General features: G+C 48.0%; 20 protein-coding genes. 10 read left to right on the top strand and 10 right to left on the bottom strand.

The genetic code is table 11. The features are described 5' to 3' along the window. Positions 1-110 precede the first annotated feature (110 nt). Positions 111-1,016: a GntR family transcriptional regulator gene (locus N530_RS0110595; protein ID WP_026480682.1), complete on the top strand. Its 906-nt coding sequence runs from the start codon at positions 111-113 to the stop codon at positions 1,014-1,016. Here N530_RS0110595 and N530_RS0110590 read toward each other — a convergent pair. Both N530_RS0110590 and N530_RS17885 read right to left on the bottom strand, forming a co-directional pair. Further along, entirely contained in the window at positions 1,013-1,993 is a 981-nt protein-coding gene (locus tag N530_RS0110590; protein WP_026480681.1) for an aldo/keto reductase, read from the bottom strand. The genes N530_RS0110595 and N530_RS0110590 overlap by 4 nt on opposite strands. Continuing rightward, the gene (locus N530_RS17885; protein ID WP_035266873.1) at positions 1,990-3,102 is read right to left on the bottom strand and encodes a D-mannonate oxidoreductase; all 1,113 of its coding nucleotides are present in this window, start codon (positions 3,100-3,102) and stop codon (positions 1,990-1,992) included. Before N530_RS17885 ends, N530_RS0110590 begins: the two co-directional genes overlap by 4 nt. A 108-nt stretch (positions 3,103-3,210) precedes the next feature. Between N530_RS17885 and N530_RS0110580 the strand changes: the two genes are divergently transcribed. From N530_RS0110580 to N530_RS0110570, 3 genes are all read left to right on the top strand, one after another. Continuing rightward, positions 3,211-4,065 carry an amidohydrolase gene (locus tag N530_RS0110580; protein ID WP_035266871.1) on the top strand — a complete coding sequence of 285 codons (855 nt, stop codon included), beginning with the start codon at positions 3,211-3,213 and terminating at the stop codon, positions 4,063-4,065. Continuing rightward, positions 4,062-4,436 (top strand): L-rhamnose mutarotase, encoded by a 375-nt coding sequence (locus tag N530_RS0110575; protein ID WP_155851969.1) that lies wholly within the window; start codon positions 4,062-4,064, stop codon positions 4,434-4,436. The genes N530_RS0110580 and N530_RS0110575 overlap by 4 nt, the downstream gene beginning before the upstream one ends. 246 nt (positions 4,437-4,682) lie before the next feature. After that, positions 4,683-5,777 carry a diguanylate cyclase gene (locus N530_RS0110570; RefSeq protein WP_026480678.1) on the top strand — a complete coding sequence of 365 codons (1,095 nt, stop codon included), beginning with the start codon at positions 4,683-4,685 and terminating at the stop codon, positions 5,775-5,777. A gap of 42 nt (positions 5,778-5,819) precedes the next feature. On the opposite strand, the gene N530_RS0110565 is transcribed toward N530_RS0110570, so the two are convergent. Beyond that, entirely contained in the window at positions 5,820-6,302 is a 483-nt protein-coding gene (locus N530_RS0110565) for a DUF6428 family protein (protein WP_026480677.1), read from the bottom strand. 78 nt (positions 6,303-6,380) lie between these two features. Between N530_RS0110565 and N530_RS0110560 the strand changes: the two genes are divergently transcribed. Together N530_RS0110560 and N530_RS0110555 are read left to right on the top strand one after the other, a co-directional pair. After that, positions 6,381-6,701: a helix-turn-helix transcriptional regulator gene (locus N530_RS0110560; RefSeq protein WP_026480676.1), complete on the top strand. Its 321-nt coding sequence runs from the start codon at positions 6,381-6,383 to the stop codon at positions 6,699-6,701. Between the two features lie 110 nt (positions 6,702-6,811). Further along, positions 6,812-7,099 (top strand): hypothetical protein, encoded by a 288-nt coding sequence (locus N530_RS0110555; protein WP_026480675.1) that lies wholly within the window; start codon positions 6,812-6,814, stop codon positions 7,097-7,099. 11 nt (positions 7,100-7,110) lie between these two features. Here the strand turns inward: N530_RS0110555 and N530_RS0110550 are convergent, their stop codons facing one another. The 7 genes from N530_RS0110550 to N530_RS0110520 form a co-directional block, all read right to left on the bottom strand. Continuing rightward, positions 7,111-8,244, bottom strand: coding sequence for a RuBisCO large subunit C-terminal-like domain-containing protein (locus N530_RS0110550; RefSeq protein ID WP_026480674.1), 1,134 nt, complete (start codon positions 8,242-8,244; stop codon positions 7,111-7,113). Beyond that, positions 8,244-9,248: a transketolase family protein gene (locus tag N530_RS0110545; RefSeq protein ID WP_018689271.1), complete on the bottom strand. Its 1,005-nt coding sequence runs from the start codon at positions 9,246-9,248 to the stop codon at positions 8,244-8,246. The genes N530_RS0110550 and N530_RS0110545 overlap by 1 nt, the downstream gene beginning before the upstream one ends. Positions 9,249-9,302: 54 nt before the next feature. Then, positions 9,303-10,229, bottom strand: coding sequence for a transketolase (locus tag N530_RS0110540; protein ID WP_026480673.1), 927 nt, complete (start codon positions 10,227-10,229; stop codon positions 9,303-9,305). Between the two features lie 74 nt (positions 10,230-10,303). Next, positions 10,304-10,747 (bottom strand): RbsD/FucU family protein, encoded by a 444-nt coding sequence (locus N530_RS0110535; RefSeq protein WP_026480672.1) that lies wholly within the window; start codon positions 10,745-10,747, stop codon positions 10,304-10,306. Between the two features lie 74 nt (positions 10,748-10,821). After that, entirely contained in the window at positions 10,822-11,850 is a 1,029-nt protein-coding gene (locus N530_RS0110530; RefSeq protein WP_018689268.1) for a substrate-binding domain-containing protein, read from the bottom strand. A 48-nt stretch (positions 11,851-11,898) separates the two neighbouring features. Beyond that, entirely contained in the window at positions 11,899-12,915 is a 1,017-nt protein-coding gene (locus N530_RS0110525; RefSeq protein ID WP_018689267.1) for an ABC transporter permease, read from the bottom strand. Between the two features lie 12 nt (positions 12,916-12,927). After that, positions 12,928-14,427, bottom strand: a complete 1,500-nt coding sequence (locus N530_RS0110520) for a sugar ABC transporter ATP-binding protein (RefSeq protein ID WP_026480671.1) — start codon at positions 14,425-14,427, stop codon at positions 12,928-12,930. Positions 14,428-14,547: 120 nt separating this feature from the next. Here N530_RS0110520 and mtnK point away from each other — a divergent pair, with 120 nt between their 5' ends. The 4 genes from mtnK to N530_RS0110500 all read left to right on the top strand — a co-directional run bounded on the left by mtnK (position 14,548) and on the right by N530_RS0110500 (position 20,051). Continuing rightward, positions 14,548-15,810: an S-methyl-5-thioribose kinase gene (gene mtnK, locus N530_RS0110515; RefSeq protein WP_026480670.1), complete on the top strand. Its 1,263-nt coding sequence runs from the start codon at positions 14,548-14,550 to the stop codon at positions 15,808-15,810. Beyond that, on the top strand, positions 15,807-16,937 hold the full coding sequence (gene mtnA / locus N530_RS0110510) for an S-methyl-5-thioribose-1-phosphate isomerase (protein ID WP_026480669.1): 1,131 nt from the start codon (positions 15,807-15,809) through the stop codon (positions 16,935-16,937). The genes mtnK and mtnA overlap by 4 nt, the downstream gene beginning before the upstream one ends. 2 nt (positions 16,938-16,939) lie before the next feature. Beyond that, complete coding sequence (locus N530_RS0110505) at positions 16,940-17,920, top strand: sugar-binding transcriptional regulator (protein WP_026480668.1); 981 nt, start codon at positions 16,940-16,942, stop codon at positions 17,918-17,920. Between the two features lie 73 nt (positions 17,921-17,993). Then, the gene (locus N530_RS0110500; protein WP_026480667.1) at positions 17,994-20,051 is read left to right on the top strand and encodes a bifunctional aldolase/short-chain dehydrogenase; all 2,058 of its coding nucleotides are present in this window, start codon (positions 17,994-17,996) and stop codon (positions 20,049-20,051) included. The last annotated feature ends 2 nt before the right edge of the window (positions 20,052-20,053 follow it).

Here is a 20,053-nt window from a genome sequence, read left to right as displayed (position 1 = left end):
ATAATAAACCGTATAGCCGTAAAATGGCACCGTCAAATGTTTTTAATTTTTTTTGAACAATTGCAAAAAACAGTTATTATATATCTGAATGAACTGGAGCGAAGAACCTTATGGCCCGCACGAATGAACGCTTTATTGTTGCACACAAGCAGATGTTGTCGCTTTGCGATGGCATGGCTATCGGCGAGGTTTTGCCGTCTGAAAATATTTTAGCATCTAAATTAGGTGTTAGCCGAACTGTCATTCGCAGCGTTCTCAGCAAGCTCGATGAACAATCCATCATCGCTTTGAATGGCCGTGAAAAGCTCATCAAGCGGCGCTCTAAGAAATCCGATCAAATGGAATTGCCCGCAACGCTTATAACGATTGAAGAACTCGAACGCCGATTTTTAGATTGGGTTTTGCGCATGGATGTGCCGCCCGGAACAGCGCTCAACGTTGCACAATTATCGAAATATTTTTCTGTTGCGCCACATACATTACAAGAATTTTTCTCATCACTCAGCCGGTTCGGCATCGTTGTTCGGCGTCCGCGCGGCGGATGGGTGCTGAACGGTTTTACCGCAGATTACGCGATTGAACTCTCCGATTTCCGCGTTGTTCTTGAACTTAACTCGGTGCGTCATCTCGTGGCTTTGCCGCAGGACCATGCCATTTGGGCACGGCTTGACGTTTTAGAGCAAGAGCATTTGGCGCTATTGGAGAGAATTGATAAGGACTATCATGACTTTTCAAAACTGGATGAAGCATTTCACACAGCGATCAACAGCGTGGTCAGTAATCGCTTTATAAAAGAGTTTCAGAAAATCATCTCCTTGATTTTCCACTACCACTTTCAATGGAATAAAACGGACGAACGCAAGCGCAATGAAGGCGCGATCAAAGAGCACTTAATTTACATAAATGCCTTGAGAAGCCGCGACTTCAAAAAAGCAGAAGCGGCAGCCCTTACCCATCTAGCAACATCAAAAGAAACCTTGCTTGGCTCACTAGAAGCCCACAGTCACACACCTTAGCGCGTTACAAATTCACGCGCGGCTTCAGACAGTTTGATTTGCGCCGCATCAAGATTGCGTTGCAATGATTTAACTTTGCCAGTGCCGAGCAAAACCGAGCATGCAGCACGATGATGAAGCCCAAATTGCAATGCGGCCTCGGCCAAAGTCAGACCGACCTTCTGCGCATTTTCCTGCAAAATTTTGACACGGTCTATAATTTCGTCAGATGCAGGACTGTAATCAAACCATGCGCCCTCTACCGGTCCAGTCGCTAATATGCCGGAGTTAAAGATACCGCCAAGAACAAGACTTGTTCCTTGCGCTTTGCATAGATCAAGCAGCGCGTCTTCTACTTCTCTATCAAGCAATGTTAAGCGTCCTGCTAGAAGAATAACATCAAGCGTCGTCTCTTTCATAACATCAATACAAACCTGAGACTCATTGACCCCGAGGCCAATCGCACCGATACGGCCTGATTGTTTAAGGTCATGCAATGCGCCCATACCAGAACCGAGCAAATCGCTCATATGGCGCTGACCTTCTTTGGCACCATGCGTTACATCACCAATGTCATGAACATAAATGATATCGACACGCGATGTGCCCAATCGTTCGCAGCTCGCCTCAAAACTTTCAAGAATACCGTCTGCAGAATAATCATAGCGAACGGCATTGGGTAAGGGCTGAATAAAACCATCAGCTTCTTCCATTGGCTCTCCGGCAGATAAAACGCGCCCCACTTTTGTGGAAATAACGTAATCATCACGGTTTTTGCCTGCAAAGAACGCGCCCATACGCTGCTCAGATAATCCGCGCCCATAATGCGGCGCAGTGTCAAAATAGCGGATACCCGCCTGCCAAGCATAATCCAGCACTGCCGCCGCATCTGCATCGCGCACGACACCGCCTAAATTGCCGATACTCGCGCCACCAAAAGAAAGCGATGTCACGGAAACGTCGGTTTTACCAACCTGTCGTTTATCAAAATGCATCATGCAGTCTCCGTGTTTCGGTCAACAATTTCTTGTAGAATTGGTTTGTCAGATTGATCGCCCTTGGCTATCGCCCAATCAAGCATCGCCTTTATCCGGCGCTCAACTTTTTGCTGATGATTTTGCGCGATATCCGCAATTTTGTGATCCAAGAAAGGATTGGCAAAACGGTCCAAAGTCACCCGAACATAAGCGTCAAATTCATGCTCTAGCTTAGCTGCAACAAAGGCTGGTCTTACCTCACCAGAATACACTTTTTTCAAGGCGGCAAGCTCGTCCTCATCCTCCATCAACTGGCGCATCATCACATCTTTACTGCCCTTGCGAGCAAGCCAGCGATCCGCAAAAAAGCTATGTCCAAGATTTAAGACAAACAGCTTAAGCGCTTCGATTTCATCTAATGACGCAACAGTTTTAATGCTCTCATGTTTACAAGGCAGCTGCAATTTTGGCTGATCTTCAATCGCCCAAAGCGCATAGGGTTCAGCCACCGCTCCTGCTGGTTCAAGTGGTTCAGAAACAATCCTGTCCACGAGCGAATTTACCCAAACGACATCCTCATCCAAATAACGCTTAAAACCGGCACTGTCATTTTGCGCGATTTCCAGCACGCGCTTTTTCAGCACCGCACCGTTTTCAACAATTAATTCCATCGGCATAATTTGAATAGGCTTGCCATTAGCTTCAAACCGCAAACGCAAAAGCTGGGTGAGCTTGGCAGGATAAGACATCGCCTGATCAAACCCGGCATCCATATCACATGGCTGCGGCGCAAATCCTTTATCGCCAGTATTCGACAAGACAATACTGACCTCTTCAACAAAGATGCGCGCAATTTCCAGCCAGTCCGTCGCCGTTGTTAAGGCACGCACGATGCTACGCACCGTAATTGTTTCTTGAACCTTACTGCCCTCAATAAGTCCTTCCACACGTACAGGGTAAGCGCCAACCAAGCCCTCAAGACGTTTAGCACGTGCGCTATCCCCAGAACTTTGCACGATTGTAATTGGCCCTGCCGCCTGCCCGCGATCCATGGCTTGCGAAACAAACAGATCAATATGCGCTTGAAGAAAACGACTCGTTCCGAACTGTAAAATTGGCGTGGATTGCATGTCGCAATACTCCTTTTAGCCTATTGACGGCTCGATGCGTTAGTTGCATTGTTTTTAATTATACAAAACATTTTCTGTCAAGTAGTCATCAAGCCGCTGGAAAAACCGATGCCGCAAACTGCAAAAATCGACGCCCATCAACACTTTTGGCAAATCTCACGCGGGGACTACACTTGGATGACCGATGAAGTTGCCGATATTCGGCACGATATTCTGCCCAAAGATTTGGAACCCATATTAGCGCGTCACGCGATTGCAGGCACAGTGGTTGTTCAGGCTGCCGCAACGATTGCCGAAACCGAATTTCTTATCGGATTAGCCGCCCAAAACAGTTTTATTAAAGGCGTCGTAGGCTGGGTAGATCTTGACGATGAAAATGCACCAGACATAATGAAGCAATTGTCACATGCGCCAATTCTCAAAGGCGTGCGTCCGATGTTACAGGACATCTCCGACACCAACTGGATTAAGCGTCCGCAAGTTATCAAAAATCTTCACGCTCTCGCAAACCAAGGCTTGCGGCTTGATGCATTGGTTGTACCGCGTCACTTGGATGTATTAGCAGATATTGCCCAGCAAATACCGAACCTGCCAATCGTCATTGATCATTGCGCAAAACCAGTGATCGCCAATGGCGCAGATGCTGGTGATGCATGGCGCGATGGCATGGCAAAACTTGCTCTTTTGCCAAATGTTTTCTGCAAGATTTCCGGTCTAGCCAATGAGGCTGGCCCCCATTGGAACGCGGCACAATTGCAACCCATTATTGATCACGTGATCAGTCATTTTGGCGCAAAGCGTGTGATGTGGGGCAGCGATTGGCCAGTGCTAAATTTGGCCGGTGATTATGATCAATGGCGCAGCGTGTCGGATCAATTACTGAGCAATGTGAGCCAAACAGATCGCGATGAAATTTATGGCGGCACTGCCACACGTTTTTATTCATTGGAGCAAACATCATGACTTCTAAAGACGTAGACACGCCAAAGAAAAAAAAGCCCAAAATACAACGCATGGGCATGGTCATCGGTTTAAAACCTCAATATCTCGAAATGTATAAATGGCTTCATGCTGATGTATGGCCAGCAGTGCTACAGCGCTTGCGCGATTCAAACATCACCAATTATTCTATTTATCTCAAACAGCCTGAAAACCTGATGTTTGCCTATTGGGAATATACGGGTAAAAATTTTGAAGCCGACAATGCGGCCATAGCCAATGATCCTGTAACACAGGAATGGTGGGCGCTATGCGGCCCTATGCAGCGACCACTGGAGACCCGCGCTGAAGGTGAATGGTGGGCCTCAATGGAAGAAGTTTTTCACTTGGATTAGCAGATACATTCAGCTGCCAAGTAAATTGAAATATTACATCCAAACACACACTAAACGACGACAGCAGTCACTGCGAGCACCATAAGCAATACCACGCGACAGCATTATGTAAGATTTCTATACATAAAAATAGAAACAAGCTCAGTACAGGCAATTCATTAACCAAAGCAAAAGATAGCACATACACTAAACATTATATTTACCAGTATACGATATCAAGAAAGATATACTTGGGAAATGTGATTTATGTTAAAAACCGCTTTAGTTGTGGCATTTATCGAAGCAGTCGGCATCATGGCGCTGACAGCTGTAGCGTTCGGGATTATTATCCGCGCTAAATGCACACCATTGCAAAAATCGCTCATAACCGGTGTTTTGTTTTCCTTCGCTGCAATTTTCTCGATGATAACCCCTGTTGAATTTGCACCCGGTATTATTATCGATGGCCGTGCAATTATGGTTGGGCTTGGTGCCGCATTTGGCGGGTTGCCAGCCGCAATTGTTGTTTCCATCGCAACCAGTGCCGCAAGATTTTATATCGGTGGTGAAGGCGCACTGCCCGGTGTTGTCGGCATTATACTTGCAGCAATCCTCGGATATTCTTGGATTAAAATATGCAAATGTAAGGGGCGACCAAAATTCCACCATCTTGTCATTGGTGGCACAATGATTTCATTGCAGCTTGTCGGTCTTTATATTTTGCCTTGGGAATTAGCCAATAAAATAATATGGAATGTTTACCCATTTTTACTGCCTGCTTCTATTATTTCAACCGTTATTCTTGGCACACTCATTGAGCGCGAACACGCGCTTTTTGAAGCAACGATTAAACTGGAAACGGCTGCAAACACAGATGTGTTGACAGGGCTTATGAACAGGCGCGGGCTTGAAATTTCGGTTGAAAATAACACCGAAGAATCTGGAAATGTCAATTCTGTTGTCGTATTCGATCTTGATTATTTTAAAGCGGTCAATGATAAATATGGACATGACGGCGGTGACAAAGCACTGGTTTCCTTTGCCAGAATCCTGAAATTAAATGCCAGAGATTCCGATTTGGCTGTCCGTATTGGCGGTGAAGAATTCGCTTTATTTCTTCGTGACACGACTGCAGAGCAAGCAGAAACAATCACACAGCGTATCTTGCAAAATGTAAGATCCACGCCCATTCACTTCAACGGGCGAAGTTTTCCCATTACTGTCAGCGCCGGCATATCTGAATTCTTCGCGCAAGAAACTAAATATTCGCAAGCCATGCATGAAGCAGATAAAGCGCTCTATCAAGCCAAAAACAATGGCCGTGATCAGATGGTACAGGCAAGCAATTTAGCTGCCGCATAACCAGCGGAATCACGGCAATATGCGCTTTTTCAAATCAATATTTTAGCCACAGCATGCAGATTGCGATGTTGATCCTGAACAACAAGCAGAGCTTGCGGCAAGAGCCCTGACCTGCTGATCTTGAGCAGGCTTACAATAAGCTCTACCCTCGCTCAGTTGAACTTCTACCCGCCCTTCAGTCTGTACTGGCGGCGTTATGCTGTAAGTTCTCATACCGATATTACCATGAGAAAACTCCACATGCGTATCAGGGCTTGCAAGGTCTGCGATACGTTTGATTGATTGCTCCAAAATTCCGGCGAATTTACCGACACTCATATGTGTCCCTTGAGCACCATCAAGCAATTGAATGGCTGTTTCATCCCATTGGGCCTGCCGCGCACCACAATCAATGCCTGTCACCCTAGCGTGCTTAAACTCCGTTATGTGATAGCCCGGCCCAATATCGCCAACCTGTGTGACAAACACCAACGGCATATCCCCCGCCATAGATTTTAAATCGTCAAGTAATTCTTGCAGCGTCATACTAAATTCCATTATTTCAATTTTTCTTGAAACGCTCTATAACACCCATATGAATAACATTTCAAGGATATTTGAAATATGGATGAAAAAAAAGCGATCCTGTCATTTTCGGCCCTATCAAATGAAACAAGACTGCGCATTTTAAAGCAGCTCGTGGCCGCAGGATCAGATGGCATGTCAGCGGGCGATATCGCGCAGAAGGTTGGTGCGACGCCATCCAGAGCTTCCTTTCATCTGTCAGCATTGGATGAAACAGGCATGGTGACATCAACGCGTCAATCACGTCAGATTACCTACCATGTCAATTTTGAAGCGGTTGGTGGTTTGATCAAATATCTTATGGAGGATTGCTGCCAAAACAACGAAGTCGTTCGTGCATGTTGCAGCACTGGCTGCTGATGCACATTCACAAGTGGAAAGCTGTGTGTAGACCAGCAGATCAATTGCAAAGCTTAAGGCGCAATTTTACAAAAGAACCATCACGCAATTCAGCATGAAGTTCTTGCCCTATGACCAGCTTTCCAAAACTACGTGCCTATATTGATCAACTCACAAATAGCGATCATGTCGATCAAGTCATCATCAATGAATATATGCACATTGAAGCACCGAACGGCGCTAAGGGCGCAGCCTTTGCTGCCGCTGCCCAAGAAGTAAAATCATGGATTTTCCCGCTACGCGTCTCGGCTGAATTTGGCGATCAATTTGCATTAGACCGCGCAAAGCTCACCATCAACACGGCGATTGATGAGCTACATATGGTATGTGCAACCACGCCCCGAGCAGGCCTGCAATAATATTATTAGCTTCAAACAGAACTGTTTAACGCGGCACTCATCTGTTTAATCGCATCGCCAATTTTTGCGCCGTAGCGCAGCAACGAACCACCGACCAAATACACGCAATCATCGCCATAAGTGTCATACATTTCCGGCAAACGCTCAATGCTCATGCCGCCGCCCGGACTTGGCAAAATTGCCTTGCCGATACCCGTATCAGATTTACACGCATCAACGATTTCAAGACACTGTTCTTTGCTGAAACCAAAGCGGCCGCCATAGTTCGGGAAAACGCTAATATCAGCCCCCGCCAAACGCATGAGATCGCCCAAATAACAGCCGTGGGAGTACCCCGTATCTTCTGATAAAACGAAAGGACCCGCAAAGGACGGATGCGCCATGATCGGCAAACCAAAACTGTCATTGCGCGCCAAACGTTGCATCGCGTCAAAGCCAAACAATCCCGGAATGAGCAACAATCCTTGTGCACCATGCTCCTTGGCATAAAAGGCCAGCTCTTCAACTTCATCGCCGTGCCCGCCAATATTCGGCATATAGATCGCCTGACTGCTATCACCATTCGCCTTGCGTTGCGCATTGGCTTTAGCAACCGCTTCCGCACATAGTGGAATCCGGTCTTTGAAAAGCGCGTTTTTCTGGTTCGAAAGACCGTGATCTTCTTTGATAATATCAGCGCCAGCCAGCGCAGTTTGATAGCAAAGCTCGGCAAGCTCTTCTGCGCTTGAACCTTGTGGCTTGATAACCGGACAAACAAAGCCGCCAGATTTTTTGCCAATCAATTGGCGCAAACCCGCCGCACCAAATCGTGCACCCGGGAAGAGCGATCGCACATCATCATTGAACGAAAATTCGACGAGTTTAACACCCTTCAAAATCGAAGCGTTACCAAACATCACATTGAGAAGCTGCGGCAATTCTGCGCCCGCAGCATCGATGTGATAGCTGATACGTGCGAGCCAAGTTTTATCTGTCTCCGTTTCAACAGATTCCACTTTGCCCAGCACGACATCTTCAATGTAACCACTTGGCACAACATCGCGCGGAATTTCCACGGTGTTTTCCAAAGCAATCGCTGCGGCAAAATCACTTGCCTCAGTTTCTGTGTCTGCAAACAGACGATACGTTACATTGAAGCGGTCCATTACAGCGCCTCGGCTTTAACGAGCGAGTGAACATCATCAACGCGGGCAGCTTCCATGTCTTCTTCAGTGATACCGAATTTCTGCCCCATAATGTCTTCAATGCCGCCAACAAGCGCCAGCGCATCCAAGCCATAATAGCGCATAAGATAAGCACGTGATCCGCCATGCGCATAGGTGTCTTTAAGGCCCAAACGCACGAGACGTTTGCCCACACCCGCATCGGCCATTGTTTCAGCAACGAGCGAGCCAACACCGCCTTCAGTGACATGGTTTTCAATTGTCACAACACCATGTTTGACCGAACCAATATGATCGAGCAATTGCTTGTGATCGAACGGCTTGATTGTGTGCAGGTGAATATGGCGGATGGATAGACCAGCCTCTTTTAGCGCTGAGCGTGCACGCATCGCTTCTTCTGTTGTGATGCCCGATGTGACAACCAGAATATCATCGCCTTCTGACAGCACGCGCATTTCACCAACTTTAATTGGCGTATCAAACAGACGCGGCACAGAGCCGCGCAACACGCGGCACCAAACCGGACCATCAATTGAATCGGCCGCTTCGCAGATGCTTTCAACTTCGGTTGCATCGCCGGTTTCCAAGATTGTCATATTGGGAATGGAACGCATCACCGAAATATCTTCAATCGATTGGTGCGTCATGCCGCCAGGCGTCGTAATACCAGGCAAAAAGCCCATCAAACGCACTTTGCGTCTTGGATAAGCAATCGATGCCATAAGCTGGTCATAAGGGCGCCGATACATAAACACACCAAAAGTGTGGATGAATGGGCGAAAGCCAGCCAAACCGAGACCGCCTGCAAAACTCATCATATTTTGCTCGGCCATGCCAAGCGACAAGAATTGATCTGGGTGACGGTCACGAAAACCGTCGACTTCACACGACGATGTCAAATCGGCTGAAAGACATAAAATTTCTGGTTTGCCGACTGCGAACTTTTCAAAAGCGGACGCATAAGGGCGTGATACCATTTCTACCATAATAGGCTCCATTTTGCGTGCGCTCCGAACGGAACCAAACACGCATCAGTAAAATCAGTGACTGTAATCGACCGGCTCAACACCCAGATCTTTTGCAATTGAAACATTCATGCGTGAGCGTTCATCTTCAGATTTAAAGCGCACATAATGAAGACGCGGAAAGCGCTCTTCCAAAATCGGCATCGAATGAAACGGGTTGGTATTGGCCAAAATGATAAGCGGCTTGCCATCATGAGGCTCGTTAACCGCATCGCGCATGGCGTTGATATCGTGACCGTCAATGTCGACACATACCGCACCAAAATTCTGGAACTTGGCTTTAAGATCACCAACCTCCATCACGCTATCCATCGCACCATCACATTGCTGCTGGTTAACATCCATAATCGCATAAAGATTATCAATGCCGTGGAAACTTGCGCCCTGCACCGCTTCCCATGTCTGGCCTTCTTGCACTTCACCGTCCGACATATAAACCCATGTGCGGCCCGGCTCGCCTTTCAGCTTGCGGCCATAGGCAAGACCAGCGCCCGTTGATAGACCTATACCCAGCGTGCCATTGTGCACTTCCATACCCGGCGAATGTTCAGCGCCAATCATCTCAACCGATGATCCGTCCTTGTTGAACATTTCCAACCCTTCAGGTGCCATACGTCCCACTTCAATGAGCGTTGCATAGGCAACCAAAGCATAGTGCGCAGGCGCGATAAACAAGCGGTCATATTGCGGCTCAAACGGGCCGTTATAACCAGCGCCTGTGTGATAGTTTGGATTATCAGCCGAAGGCACACCTTCGAACGGTTTCGGGATCATTGGCAGCGTTGGGTCGCCCAATTTCAGCTCTTCATTATACAGCCAAGCCAATTGCTCGCCTGCCGAACAGGCTTGAGACAAATATCCGCCATTGTTGCGCATTGAATGCTCAAACACGCGGCGTCTGATGCCCAGTGCAACCTCTTCTGATGTCTTTTTATTGCGCATAGTTCAGCCCTCTTCTAGCAATTCGGTGAGCCGAATTACGTGGATATAAATTCATGATTATTTTGACCATCGACTTAAAAGATCACGCCCTTGCGCAGCAGAAAGCATCCATAGGGACGCGTCTCGCCAGTGCGAACAACAGCAAATGCTGACTTTGATCTTTCATAAAATTCTTGTCGCTCAATCGAGCCAAATTTGTCTTCATTGCCTGCAATTTTATTCAGAACAACAGATGCATCTTCATGCACAGGACCAAGCTCATCTGGCGCATTATCAATTTCCATGCGCAGCGCAGAATGTTCAACAAATGAGTCGAGCGGCATAATGCCAGCGATCAACTCAATGCACTCCACAGCATTGATACCAAGCAGATCAATCGGCTCGCCTATCTGGCAATATGCGGCAGTCGAGCTTGCCGGAAAATTTGAATCCACAATAGCGATTTCATCACCATGCCCCATGCTTGATAAAACAAAAAGCAGTTGCGGCGATATGCGTCCGTCTATGCCAATCAACATTGTCCAGTTTCCGTTTTTGTGACCAAGGCCATAAGCGGCCTTGGTTCGTTATTGTCGTTTAACTCAACGCGCCATTAGCGCTTTGGAAGTGGAATCCAGTCCGCTACAGAAACATCTGCATGTTGGAACTGAGGCATTTTTGATCCCAGATCATCCATGTTTTTGATGTCGTTTTCGTTCAGGAATTTCTGTGTGATCAATGTCGGAGGAACGATCACTGAAGCACCTGGATTTTCGCCAGCAAGCATCAATGCCAATGTGCGTACAGACACTTCACCAACAACTGATGGGTTTGTTGCAACGGTTGCAACCCATGCAGAACCTGGTTCACGCATTGCCGAAATATCAGCTGTCGAAACGTCTGCTGAATAGATGTCGATGTCATCTGTTAGACCAGCTTCATCAACCGCAATTTTCACGCCTTTTGCAAATTCGTCGTAAGGTGCAAAAACAACATTGATAGTTGGGTTAGCCTGCAAAACAGAGCGGGCTTGGTTGGCAACCGAGTTTGCAATCGGGTTGTCCATCGTACCAAACATTGCAGCTTCTGTGATACCAGGATTGGCTTCTTTTGCTTCTTTCCAAGCAACATCGCGGCGGTCAAGCGGTGCAATACCTGGTACGTAAACATAGCCAGCAGTGAAATCATTACCATTATCTATAATGGCTTGATCGAGCGCCAATTTACCAAGCTGGTAATCTGACTGTTCGATTTGCGGAATAGCTTCGTTTTCCACATTCACATCAAATGCGACAACTTTGATGCCTGCATCAACAGCGCGCTGCGCTGCTTCTTTCATGGATTCTGTCAAACCATGCTGAATGATGATGCCGTCCACACCAAGCGAAATCGCCTGATCAACCATATCCGCCTGAAGGGCAGCATCTTGGCGGCTATCAAGCACACGCAAGTCTACACCAAGTGCAGCAGCCTGTGTTTCAACACCAGACAAATATGACTGGAAAAAATCACCTGTAGACAGATAACGCACCAATGCGATTTTAACATCGCCCGGCTTGTCGAATGGTGCAGGCATGTCAGCGGCAAACGCCGATGCTCCGATAGCAAGTACCGATACTCCGGCACCAATAATTTTCAACATTTGTCTTCTCAGCATATTTAATCCTCCCATGGGTTTATCTGAGTGTTCCTAAACTTTACGAGCCGCCGAACTTTTCGACGAAAGATAGAAAGTGAATACGAGCGCGCAAACAAGCACCGCGCCTTTAACGAAATCTTGGGTGTAATAAGGGGCGTTCATCATCGTCATGCCCTGCAACAGGATGCCGACGAATAGTGCGCCCATAGCCGTGCCAAATGCGTTTGGACGTGCAGCGCCCAGAACCGCAAAACCGATAAGCGCTGCAGCAACACTATCAAGCAACAGATTGTTACCAGACGCGATATCACCGCGGCCCAAACGTGCAGCAAGCAATATGCCGCCAATCGATGCTGTCACGCCAGATATGACATAGGCCATAATTTTGTAACGCTGAACATTCGCGCCAACCAATTCGGCAGCACGCTGATTTGAGCCAATGGCATACATCAAACGTCCATGGCGCGTATATTCAAGGAAAATCCAAACAGCCAAAGCAACGAGCAAGAAGATCACCACAGGCACAGGCACAAGGCGCTCCAAAACCAGATCAAAACGGTGACGTCCAAGCCAAAGAAAAGCTGCAGAGAAAGTGCCCTCTGCAGTGCTGCCATCGCCAAGGCTCATACCGGTTGCAATTGAATTACCTTGCGTTGGAATACGCTGCAAACCGATGAGCAAAAACATCATGCCAAGCGTTGCAAGCAGATCAGGCACTTTCATTTTTACAATCAGCAGTCCGTTCACCAGACCAACAAAAGCACCCATTGCCAAACATAAAAGAACAGCCACATAGGCAGGCTGTTCAAGCACAACCATCGAGTAAGCCGACAGCATTAGCGCAGAGGTTGCTACAGAACCGATGGATAGATCAAAACCATCGACAACCAAAGTGCAGGTAACACCTAGTGCCAAAATGCCTGTAATCGCAACCGATTGGAAAACGAACACAGCCGAGCGCGCGCTAAAAAAGCCAGACGCTTCGAGGCTGAAGTAAACCGATAGGCCTACCAATAAAATGATAAAGCCATATCGTATGGCAAATGACCGCAAGTCTTCATTGCGCATTAGTGTAGTTCCTCATGCAGCTTTTTCGCCAGTGATTTGTGCAACCAAGGCGCCCAGATTTAAATTTTCATTGGTGTGCTCACCAACAAGATTGCCTTCATTGAGCACAATTATTCTGTCAGCAATTTCAATTGCTTCATCAATTTCAGCAACAAAGACAATCGTCGCACGGTTGCCCGCTGTGTCGCGGATATGGCGGCCAATATCGCGGCGCGCACCAATATCAACACCTTGAAACGGCTCATCAAGTAGCAGCACACGGCTTGGCTTTAACAACCACCGACCGATCATAACTTTTTGCTGATTGCCGCCCGAAAGCGTGCCGATTGAATCGTCTTCAGATTGGCAAACAACGCCGATTTGGCTGATCATTTCTGTCGTCGCGCGGCGCTGCCGGCGACCGCTAATAAAAGAAAAATTGCTAAAAGCGCGCAGGAACGGCAGGCTCATATTGTCCGAAATATTGAACGCACCCACAACCGCATTATTGCCGCGGTCTTTTGGTGACATAAAGACACCCGATGCAATCGCATCGCTCGCACTTGAAGGCGTATAAGAACGCCCATCAATTTTCATTGTGCCGCTTGCGGGCTTTCTCAAGCCGAAAATAATATCCGCCATCTGGCTTTTGCCACTGCCAAGCAAACCAGTCACGGCAATGACTTCGCCCTCATTGGCGGTTAGGTTAAACGCAGGCCAGTTTTTCTTAAGCGATAGATTTTCAATTTCCAAAACAGGCGCATAAGATACTTTCGGCACGATATTCACTTCGGTCATTTTATGACCGAGCATCGATGTAACCGCACCTTCATAATCAAGATTATCTTGCTCAAAGACGCCTGAAACTTGCCCGTCACGCATTGAGATAATACGGTTAGCAATCCGCCTAATATCCGACATACGGTGCGAGATATAAAGAACCGCAACACCTTGATCGCGCAAGCGGTCAATCAATGCGAAAAGTCGGTCCGCTTCAGATGCAGAAAGCGACGATGTGGGCTCATCAAGAACCAAAACTTTCGGAGAACGCGCCATAGCACGCGCAATTGCAATCATCTGGCGGTCAGCAACGCCAAGATCGCTCACACGCATCCGCACGTCCATTTTAAGACCCATGGATTTTGCAACTTCTGCTGCCTGTTCGCGCATCATTCTATCACGAACGAAAGTCTTAGCACCCGGCTTCGTCAGTTGATCCAACATCAAATTTGTCGCAACATCCAGATCAGGAATAACACCATCATCAATGCTTTGGTGAACAGCCACAACGCCAAGAGAAAGAGCATCGGCCGCTGTGGCCGGTGCATAAGGCGCATCGCCAAGCTGCATGTTGCCACTATCAACCGAATGAATACCGCAGATCGCTTTAACCAAAGTGGATTTACCAGCACCGTTAGCGCCCATAAGAACCGTTACGGTTCCAGCGTTCAATGTAAGGTCGATGCCCTTCAAAACTTCGTTTCTACCGAAGCTTTTGCAAACGCCTTCAATTGTTAAAACGGTTGATGTCATGGCCCCTCCCAGAGCACCCAATGGTGTATGTCTCATCGCTATCGTGGCTTTTATTTATTCTTATGTCAACACCCTTGACAATTGACTATTTTTATTTTCTTTAAAGATCAGGAGGTACCCATGGAAAAGGCAAGCAATTACCAAGAGCTGTCGGTTGACACTATTGCATCAAGGCTCAAAACCATTGACGCAGTGACCAGCCGTATCGGCACTGACACGTCAAAATGGCAAGTAAAAGAGGTCGGTGACGGCAACTTAAACTTGGTGTTTATCGTGGAGGCGCCAGACGCAACCCTCATCGTAAAGCAGGCTTTGCCCTATGTTCGCCTTGTCGGAGATTCATGGCCCCTGCCGCTTTACCGCGCTTATTATGAGCACGAAGCTTTGGTGCGCCAACAGCAGCGCGCACCCGGCACAGTGCCAGAAATTTATTACTTCAATAATGAGCAAGCGCTTATTATTATGGAGTTTTTGCAACCCCACATCATTTTACGCGGCAAATTAATTGCCGGTGAAAAAGTTGCTAATCTATCAGAGACAATGGGTAAATTCTGCGCGCGTACAGCGTTTCGCGGCTCTGAACTTTCCATGAAAAGCGCCGACAAAAAAGCCGATGTTGGCCTGTTTTCTGGCAATGTAGAAATTCCGGCAATCACAGAATCTTTGGTCTTTACCGATCCTTATTATGATGCGGAAATGAACCACCACACGCCGGAGCTTGAAGGCATCATTAAGAACATTCGCAGCAATACTGCTCTTAAGAACCGTGTTCAAAAAATGCTGATGAAATTTACCGCCAACACCGAGACAATGGTGCATGGCGATTTACATTCTGGCTCAATCATGTCGACCGATAATGATAGCCGCATCATTGATCCTGAGTTCGCACAATATGGCCCAATGGGCTTTGACATCGGCATGCTAACGGCAAACTTTTTGATGGCTTATTTCAGCCAGCCCGGGCACCGCAGCCAAGCCGATTTAAGCGATTACCAAGGCTGGATACTCGCAACCATTAAAGAAACATTTGAGCACTTTTATGCCGAGTTCCGCCATCTGTGGAACACAGAACGCACAGGCATGCTCTACCCTGCTTCATTGTTTGAAGACCAAGGCCAATCATCTGCCGCTGCATGCGACGACGTTCTTGATCACATTCTACAAGACGCAATATCAATTTGCGGCATTGAGATGCACCGACGCGTGCTTTCACTGGCACACAACGCAGATTTCGAGAGCATTGAAGACACGTCCATCAGAGCGCCGCTTGAAGCACGCAACATCATGATGGGCGCAGAGCTCATTCTCAATGCTGAAAACATCAAAGACATTTCTTCCCTCACCTCAATGGCCGAGCGGTTTAATACAGGAGAATACCTATGAAGGTAAACGGCAAGCACTACCGGTCGCTCTGGTGGAATTCAGAAAAAAACGTTTTAGAGATCATTGATCAGCGCTGGCTGCCTCATGATTTCAGAACACAGACCGTCGGCACGATGGAAGAATTTGCTGATGCGATCGTGGAAATGCGCGTGCGCGGTGCGCCGCTCATCGGCGCAACCGCTGCCTATGCTATGGCACTGGCGATGAAAATTGATCCATCCAATGCCTATTTGGAAAAAGCGTGGGAATATTTTAATGCAACGCGCCCAACGGCTGTTAATTTGCGATGGGCATTGAACCGTTGCAAAAATGCATTACTGCCATTGCCTGAAGATCAACGCGCTGATGCAGCCCTTAAACTTGCGCATGAAATTGCCGATGAAGATGTTGAAATCAACGCGCAAATTGGCAAGCACGGCTTGGCGATCATTCAGGGAATCGCAATAAACAAAAAGCCCGGCGAGACAATCAACATTCTAACCCACTGTAACGCAGGCTGGCTTGCAACAGTTGATTGGGGCACAGCCACAAGCCCAATGTATCATGCCCATAATGCCGGCATTCCTATCCATGTTTGGGTCGATGAAACACGCCCGCGCAACCAAGGTGCATTGACATCATGGGAGCTGGGCAGCCACGGCGTACCGCACACATATATCGTTGATAATGCAGGCGGCCACCTTATGCAGCATGGCAAGGTTGACCTTGTGATCGTTGGCACCGACAGAACCACAAGGCGCGGCGATGTGTGCAACAAAATCGGCACCTATCTCAAGGCGCTGGCAGCACACGCAAACAATGTGCCGTTCTATGTCGCGCTACCTTCTCCGACTATTGACTGGACAATTGCCAACGGTGTTGCTGATATTCCAATCGAAGAACGCAGCGCACAAGAAACAACGCATGTGCAAGGCATCATGCCAGACGGCAGCATTGGAATGGTTCAAGTAACACCAGAAGGAACGCCAGGCGGCAATCCAGCTTTTGATGTGACACCAAACCATCTTGTAACCGGTTTAATCACAGAGCGCGGTGTGACGCCCGCCACGGCCGAAGGTTTGCAAGCAATGTTTCCTGAATTTGCAAATGTGAAACCTGCGGCTAAAAACAAAAAGACAGGGTCCTAACATTGCCAGATAACAAGCCCCGCGCAAATGATGACATACGCCTTGATCGCCAAGAACGCGCGATCTTGGATGCGACATGGTGTTATTATCACGAGGGGCTTAATCAAAACGAGATAGCAAATAAACTCGATATCTCCAGAGCCTCCGTGGTCAACTATCTTTCGGAGGCTCGCAAGCGCGGCTACATTCGCATTTCGCTTGATCCTAACATCTTCACTGAACATGAGTTGGCGCGCACCGTGGCCAACACATTTGGCCTCAAAGAGGTCAGCATTGCGCCCTCCTCAAATGGTTCAACCGCAGCACGCGTTGCAAAAATGGCAGCCGATTGGTTGCCGCATCTTTTAACCAAGGGCGACCGTTTGGGCGTTGCTTGGGGCGAGACTATTTTTCAGATTTCAGAATCTGCATCCAGACAAACGATTGAAGATTTAGAGATCGTCCAGCTCGTCGGCTCGCGCCCTGCCTCAAAAGGCTTTGCCGCTGAAATTTGCTCGGCCATGCTGGCAAGACAGTTCGGTGCGCACTGCGTCAATCTTCATGTCCCGCTTTTGCTTTCCGACAAAAATCTGGTGCAACAGCTTTTGGCCGAACCTGTCATTGTTGAACAAATGGCGGCGGTGACCAATTGCAACAAAACAATCTTCGCCTGCGGCACCTGCAATGAAGATAGCCATATTTTGAAAACCGGCCTCATGGATTTCGCACTGCTTGAAGAATACAAAAAGCGCGGTGCAACCGGTGTGATTTGTGGACGTCTAATTGATGCTCACGGCAATCATATGCCAACCGATGTTGAAGAGCGCATGATCGGTGTCACGCTTGATAAGATGAAGGACAAAGAGATGAGCTTGCTCGTCGGGTCCGGACAAAAACGCGTGGAACCTATGCTGGCCGCCATTCGCGGTGGCTATGCAACACATCTGGCAACCTGTGATGAAACGGCGATGTTGCTTCTTAAAAAAGCCAATTCAGAAGCCTGACGCAAACACTTTTAAACATGCACACGCAGCTTGCTTAAAGCGCATGACAATTTGAATTTAATGAAAGAAGAAAATGCAGAATAATTGGATTGATAGCGACGCAGCAGCCCTCGTTGAAGAACTTGCAAAACAAGGCGTCAACGAAGACTTGGCCCTTAGAGTTTACACGACCAGATTACTGGGCCGCGTGCCTCAACTTGTTCTGCATGGCGGCGGCAATACATCGGTTAAAACCACTGCCAAAGATATTGGCGGGCAAGAATGGGATGTTCTTTGCGTTAAAGGCAGCGGCTGGGACATGGGCGTTATTGAGCCTGAAGGTCTGCCTGCAGTTAAGATCGAACCACTGCTACGCACACGCAACTTTGACTCCCTTTCCGATGAAATGATGGTTGAGTTACAGCGCTCAAACCTCATTCATTCTAGCTCGCCTAACCCTTCGGTTGAAGCGCTACTTCACGCATTCATTCCGCATAAATTCGTAGACCACACGCACTCAACAGGCGTGTTAGCGATCATCGATCAGGAAAATTCTTTCGAATTGTCGCAAGAAATTTTCGGCGATCGCTTTGGCTTTGTGCCTTACATCATGCCGGGTTTTGACTTGGCCAAAAAAGCCGCTGAAGTTTATGAGCAGAACCCTGATGTTGATGGTTTGATCCTCGACAAGCACGGCATTTTCACTTTCGCTAATGATGCAAAAACGGCCTATGATTTAATGATCGATGCCGTCACTGCGGCAGAAGATTATGTGGAGAAAAACAGGAAATTCACTTCTTTCTCAAAAGCCGATTTACCTGCAAATATTGAAGCGCCAGAAAATGTGCTGCCGATCATTCGCGGCGCGGTTGCTCATGCATTAGGCGGCGGCGAATATGCACGCTTTATTTGCGATTATCGTACAAACGATAAGGTCAGAGATTTCGTCGATGCTGCCGATCTTGCAGATTTTGCAACCAGAGGTATGCCAACCCCTGACCTATCCATCCGCATTAAAAACAAGCCAGTGATTTTACCTGCGCCTGAAGCAGGCAAAATGGACGCGTTTAAACAAGCTGTTCAGCTGGCGGTTGATCAGTTCGTTAAAGACTACACAGCATATTTCAATGAGCACGATGCCAAGGACGATATCGCCCGCACAATGCTCGACCCGATGCCGCGCCTTGCACTTATTCCAGGCTTTGGCCTTATTGGCTTTGGCCGCACCTACAAGGATGCAAAAATTGCAGGCGATGTCGGCGAGATCTTCATTGAAACGGTTGCAGGCGCGCAGGCGCACGGCGCATTCAAGCCGGTTGAAATGGGCGAATTGTTCAAGCTTGAATATTGGTCACTTGAACAAGCCAAACTTGCGACCGCAAAGAAAAGACCGCTCGACGGCCAGATTGTTTTTGTAACAGGCGGCGCTGGCGCAATTGGCGCAGCAACGTGCCAAGTCTTTGCCGAGCAAGGCGCTCAAATTGTTGTTGCTGATCTTGAACTCGATAAAGCCAAACATGTCGCAGCATCCCTTGGCGCAGGTCATTTAGGCCTTGCCTGTGATGTCACGGATGCAGCATCTGTTGCGCAGGCATTCGACGCAGCAATCAAGCAATATGGCGGCCTAGACATTATCGTTTCAAACGCCGGTGCAGCTTGGGAAGGCGCAATTGGCGAACTGGATGATACAACGCTGCGCAAGAGTTTTGAGCTAAACTTCTTTAGCCACCAGACCGTATCACAAGCTGCGATTGCCGTGTTCAAAGCACAAAGCACAGGCGGCTGCTTGCTTTACAACACATCCAAACAAGCCATTAATCCGGGTGCAAACTTTGGTGCCTACGGCCTGCCAAAAGCAGCAACTCTGTTTTTATCGCGCCAATACGCTTTGGAATATGGCTCCATTGGTGTGCGCTCAAACGCAGTCAATGCAGACCGTATACGCTCCGGCCTCTTGGACAATGATATGATTGCAAACCGATCATCGGCCAGAGGTGTCAGCGTTGACGACTATATGGCAGGCAATCTTTTGCAGCAGGAAGTCACGGCCCGCGATGTGGCTGAAGTGTTCTTGTCTCAAGCGCTTGCAAGCAAAACAACGGGCAATGTTGCAACGGTAGACGGCGGAAATATCGCCGCCATTTTGCGCTAATC

The sequence above is a fragment of the Ahrensia sp. 13_GOM-1096m genome (assembly GCF_000620605.1).
GTDB lineage: Bacteria > Pseudomonadota > Alphaproteobacteria > Rhizobiales > Rhizobiaceae > Ahrensia > Ahrensia kielensis.
Note: the sequence above shows the minus strand (reverse complement) of the source record. Positions and strands in the feature narration are given on the sequence as shown.

Coding starts and splice junctions, on each gene's coding strand:
- N530_RS0110595 (WP_026480682.1), top strand. CDS start 111: ATGGCCCGCACGAATGAACGCTTTATTGTTGCACACAAGCAGATGTTG.
- N530_RS0110590 (WP_026480681.1), bottom strand. CDS start 1,993: ATGATGCATTTTGATAAACGACAGGTTGGTAAAACCGACGTTTCCGTG.
- N530_RS17885 (WP_035266873.1), bottom strand. CDS start 3,102: ATGCAATCCACGCCAATTTTACAGTTCGGAACGAGTCGTTTTCTTCAA.
- N530_RS0110580 (WP_035266871.1), top strand. CDS start 3,211: ATGCCGCAAACTGCAAAAATCGACGCCCATCAACACTTTTGGCAAATC.
- N530_RS0110575 (WP_155851969.1), top strand. CDS start 4,062: ATGACTTCTAAAGACGTAGACACGCCAAAGAAAAAAAAGCCCAAAATA.
- N530_RS0110570 (WP_026480678.1), top strand. CDS start 4,683: ATGTTAAAAACCGCTTTAGTTGTGGCATTTATCGAAGCAGTCGGCATC.
- N530_RS0110565 (WP_026480677.1), bottom strand. CDS start 6,302: ATGACGCTGCAAGAATTACTTGACGATTTAAAATCTATGGCGGGGGAT.
- N530_RS0110560 (WP_026480676.1), top strand. CDS start 6,381: ATGGATGAAAAAAAAGCGATCCTGTCATTTTCGGCCCTATCAAATGAA.
- N530_RS0110555 (WP_026480675.1), top strand. CDS start 6,812: ATGACCAGCTTTCCAAAACTACGTGCCTATATTGATCAACTCACAAAT.
- N530_RS0110550 (WP_026480674.1), bottom strand. CDS start 8,244: ATGGACCGCTTCAATGTAACGTATCGTCTGTTTGCAGACACAGAAACT.
- N530_RS0110545 (WP_018689271.1), bottom strand. CDS start 9,248: ATGGTAGAAATGGTATCACGCCCTTATGCGTCCGCTTTTGAAAAGTTC.
- N530_RS0110540 (WP_026480673.1), bottom strand. CDS start 10,229: ATGCGCAATAAAAAGACATCAGAAGAGGTTGCACTGGGCATCAGACGC.
- N530_RS0110535 (WP_026480672.1), bottom strand. CDS start 10,747: ATGTTGATTGGCATAGACGGACGCATATCGCCGCAACTGCTTTTTGTT.
- N530_RS0110530 (WP_018689268.1), bottom strand. CDS start 11,850: ATGTTGAAAATTATTGGTGCCGGAGTATCGGTACTTGCTATCGGAGCA.
- N530_RS0110525 (WP_018689267.1), bottom strand. CDS start 12,915: ATGCGCAATGAAGACTTGCGGTCATTTGCCATACGATATGGCTTTATC.
- N530_RS0110520 (WP_026480671.1), bottom strand. CDS start 14,427: ATGACATCAACCGTTTTAACAATTGAAGGCGTTTGCAAAAGCTTCGGT.
- mtnK (WP_026480670.1), top strand. CDS start 14,548: ATGGAAAAGGCAAGCAATTACCAAGAGCTGTCGGTTGACACTATTGCA.
- mtnA (WP_026480669.1), top strand. CDS start 15,807: ATGAAGGTAAACGGCAAGCACTACCGGTCGCTCTGGTGGAATTCAGAA.
- N530_RS0110500 (WP_026480667.1), top strand. CDS start 17,994: ATGCAGAATAATTGGATTGATAGCGACGCAGCAGCCCTCGTTGAAGAA.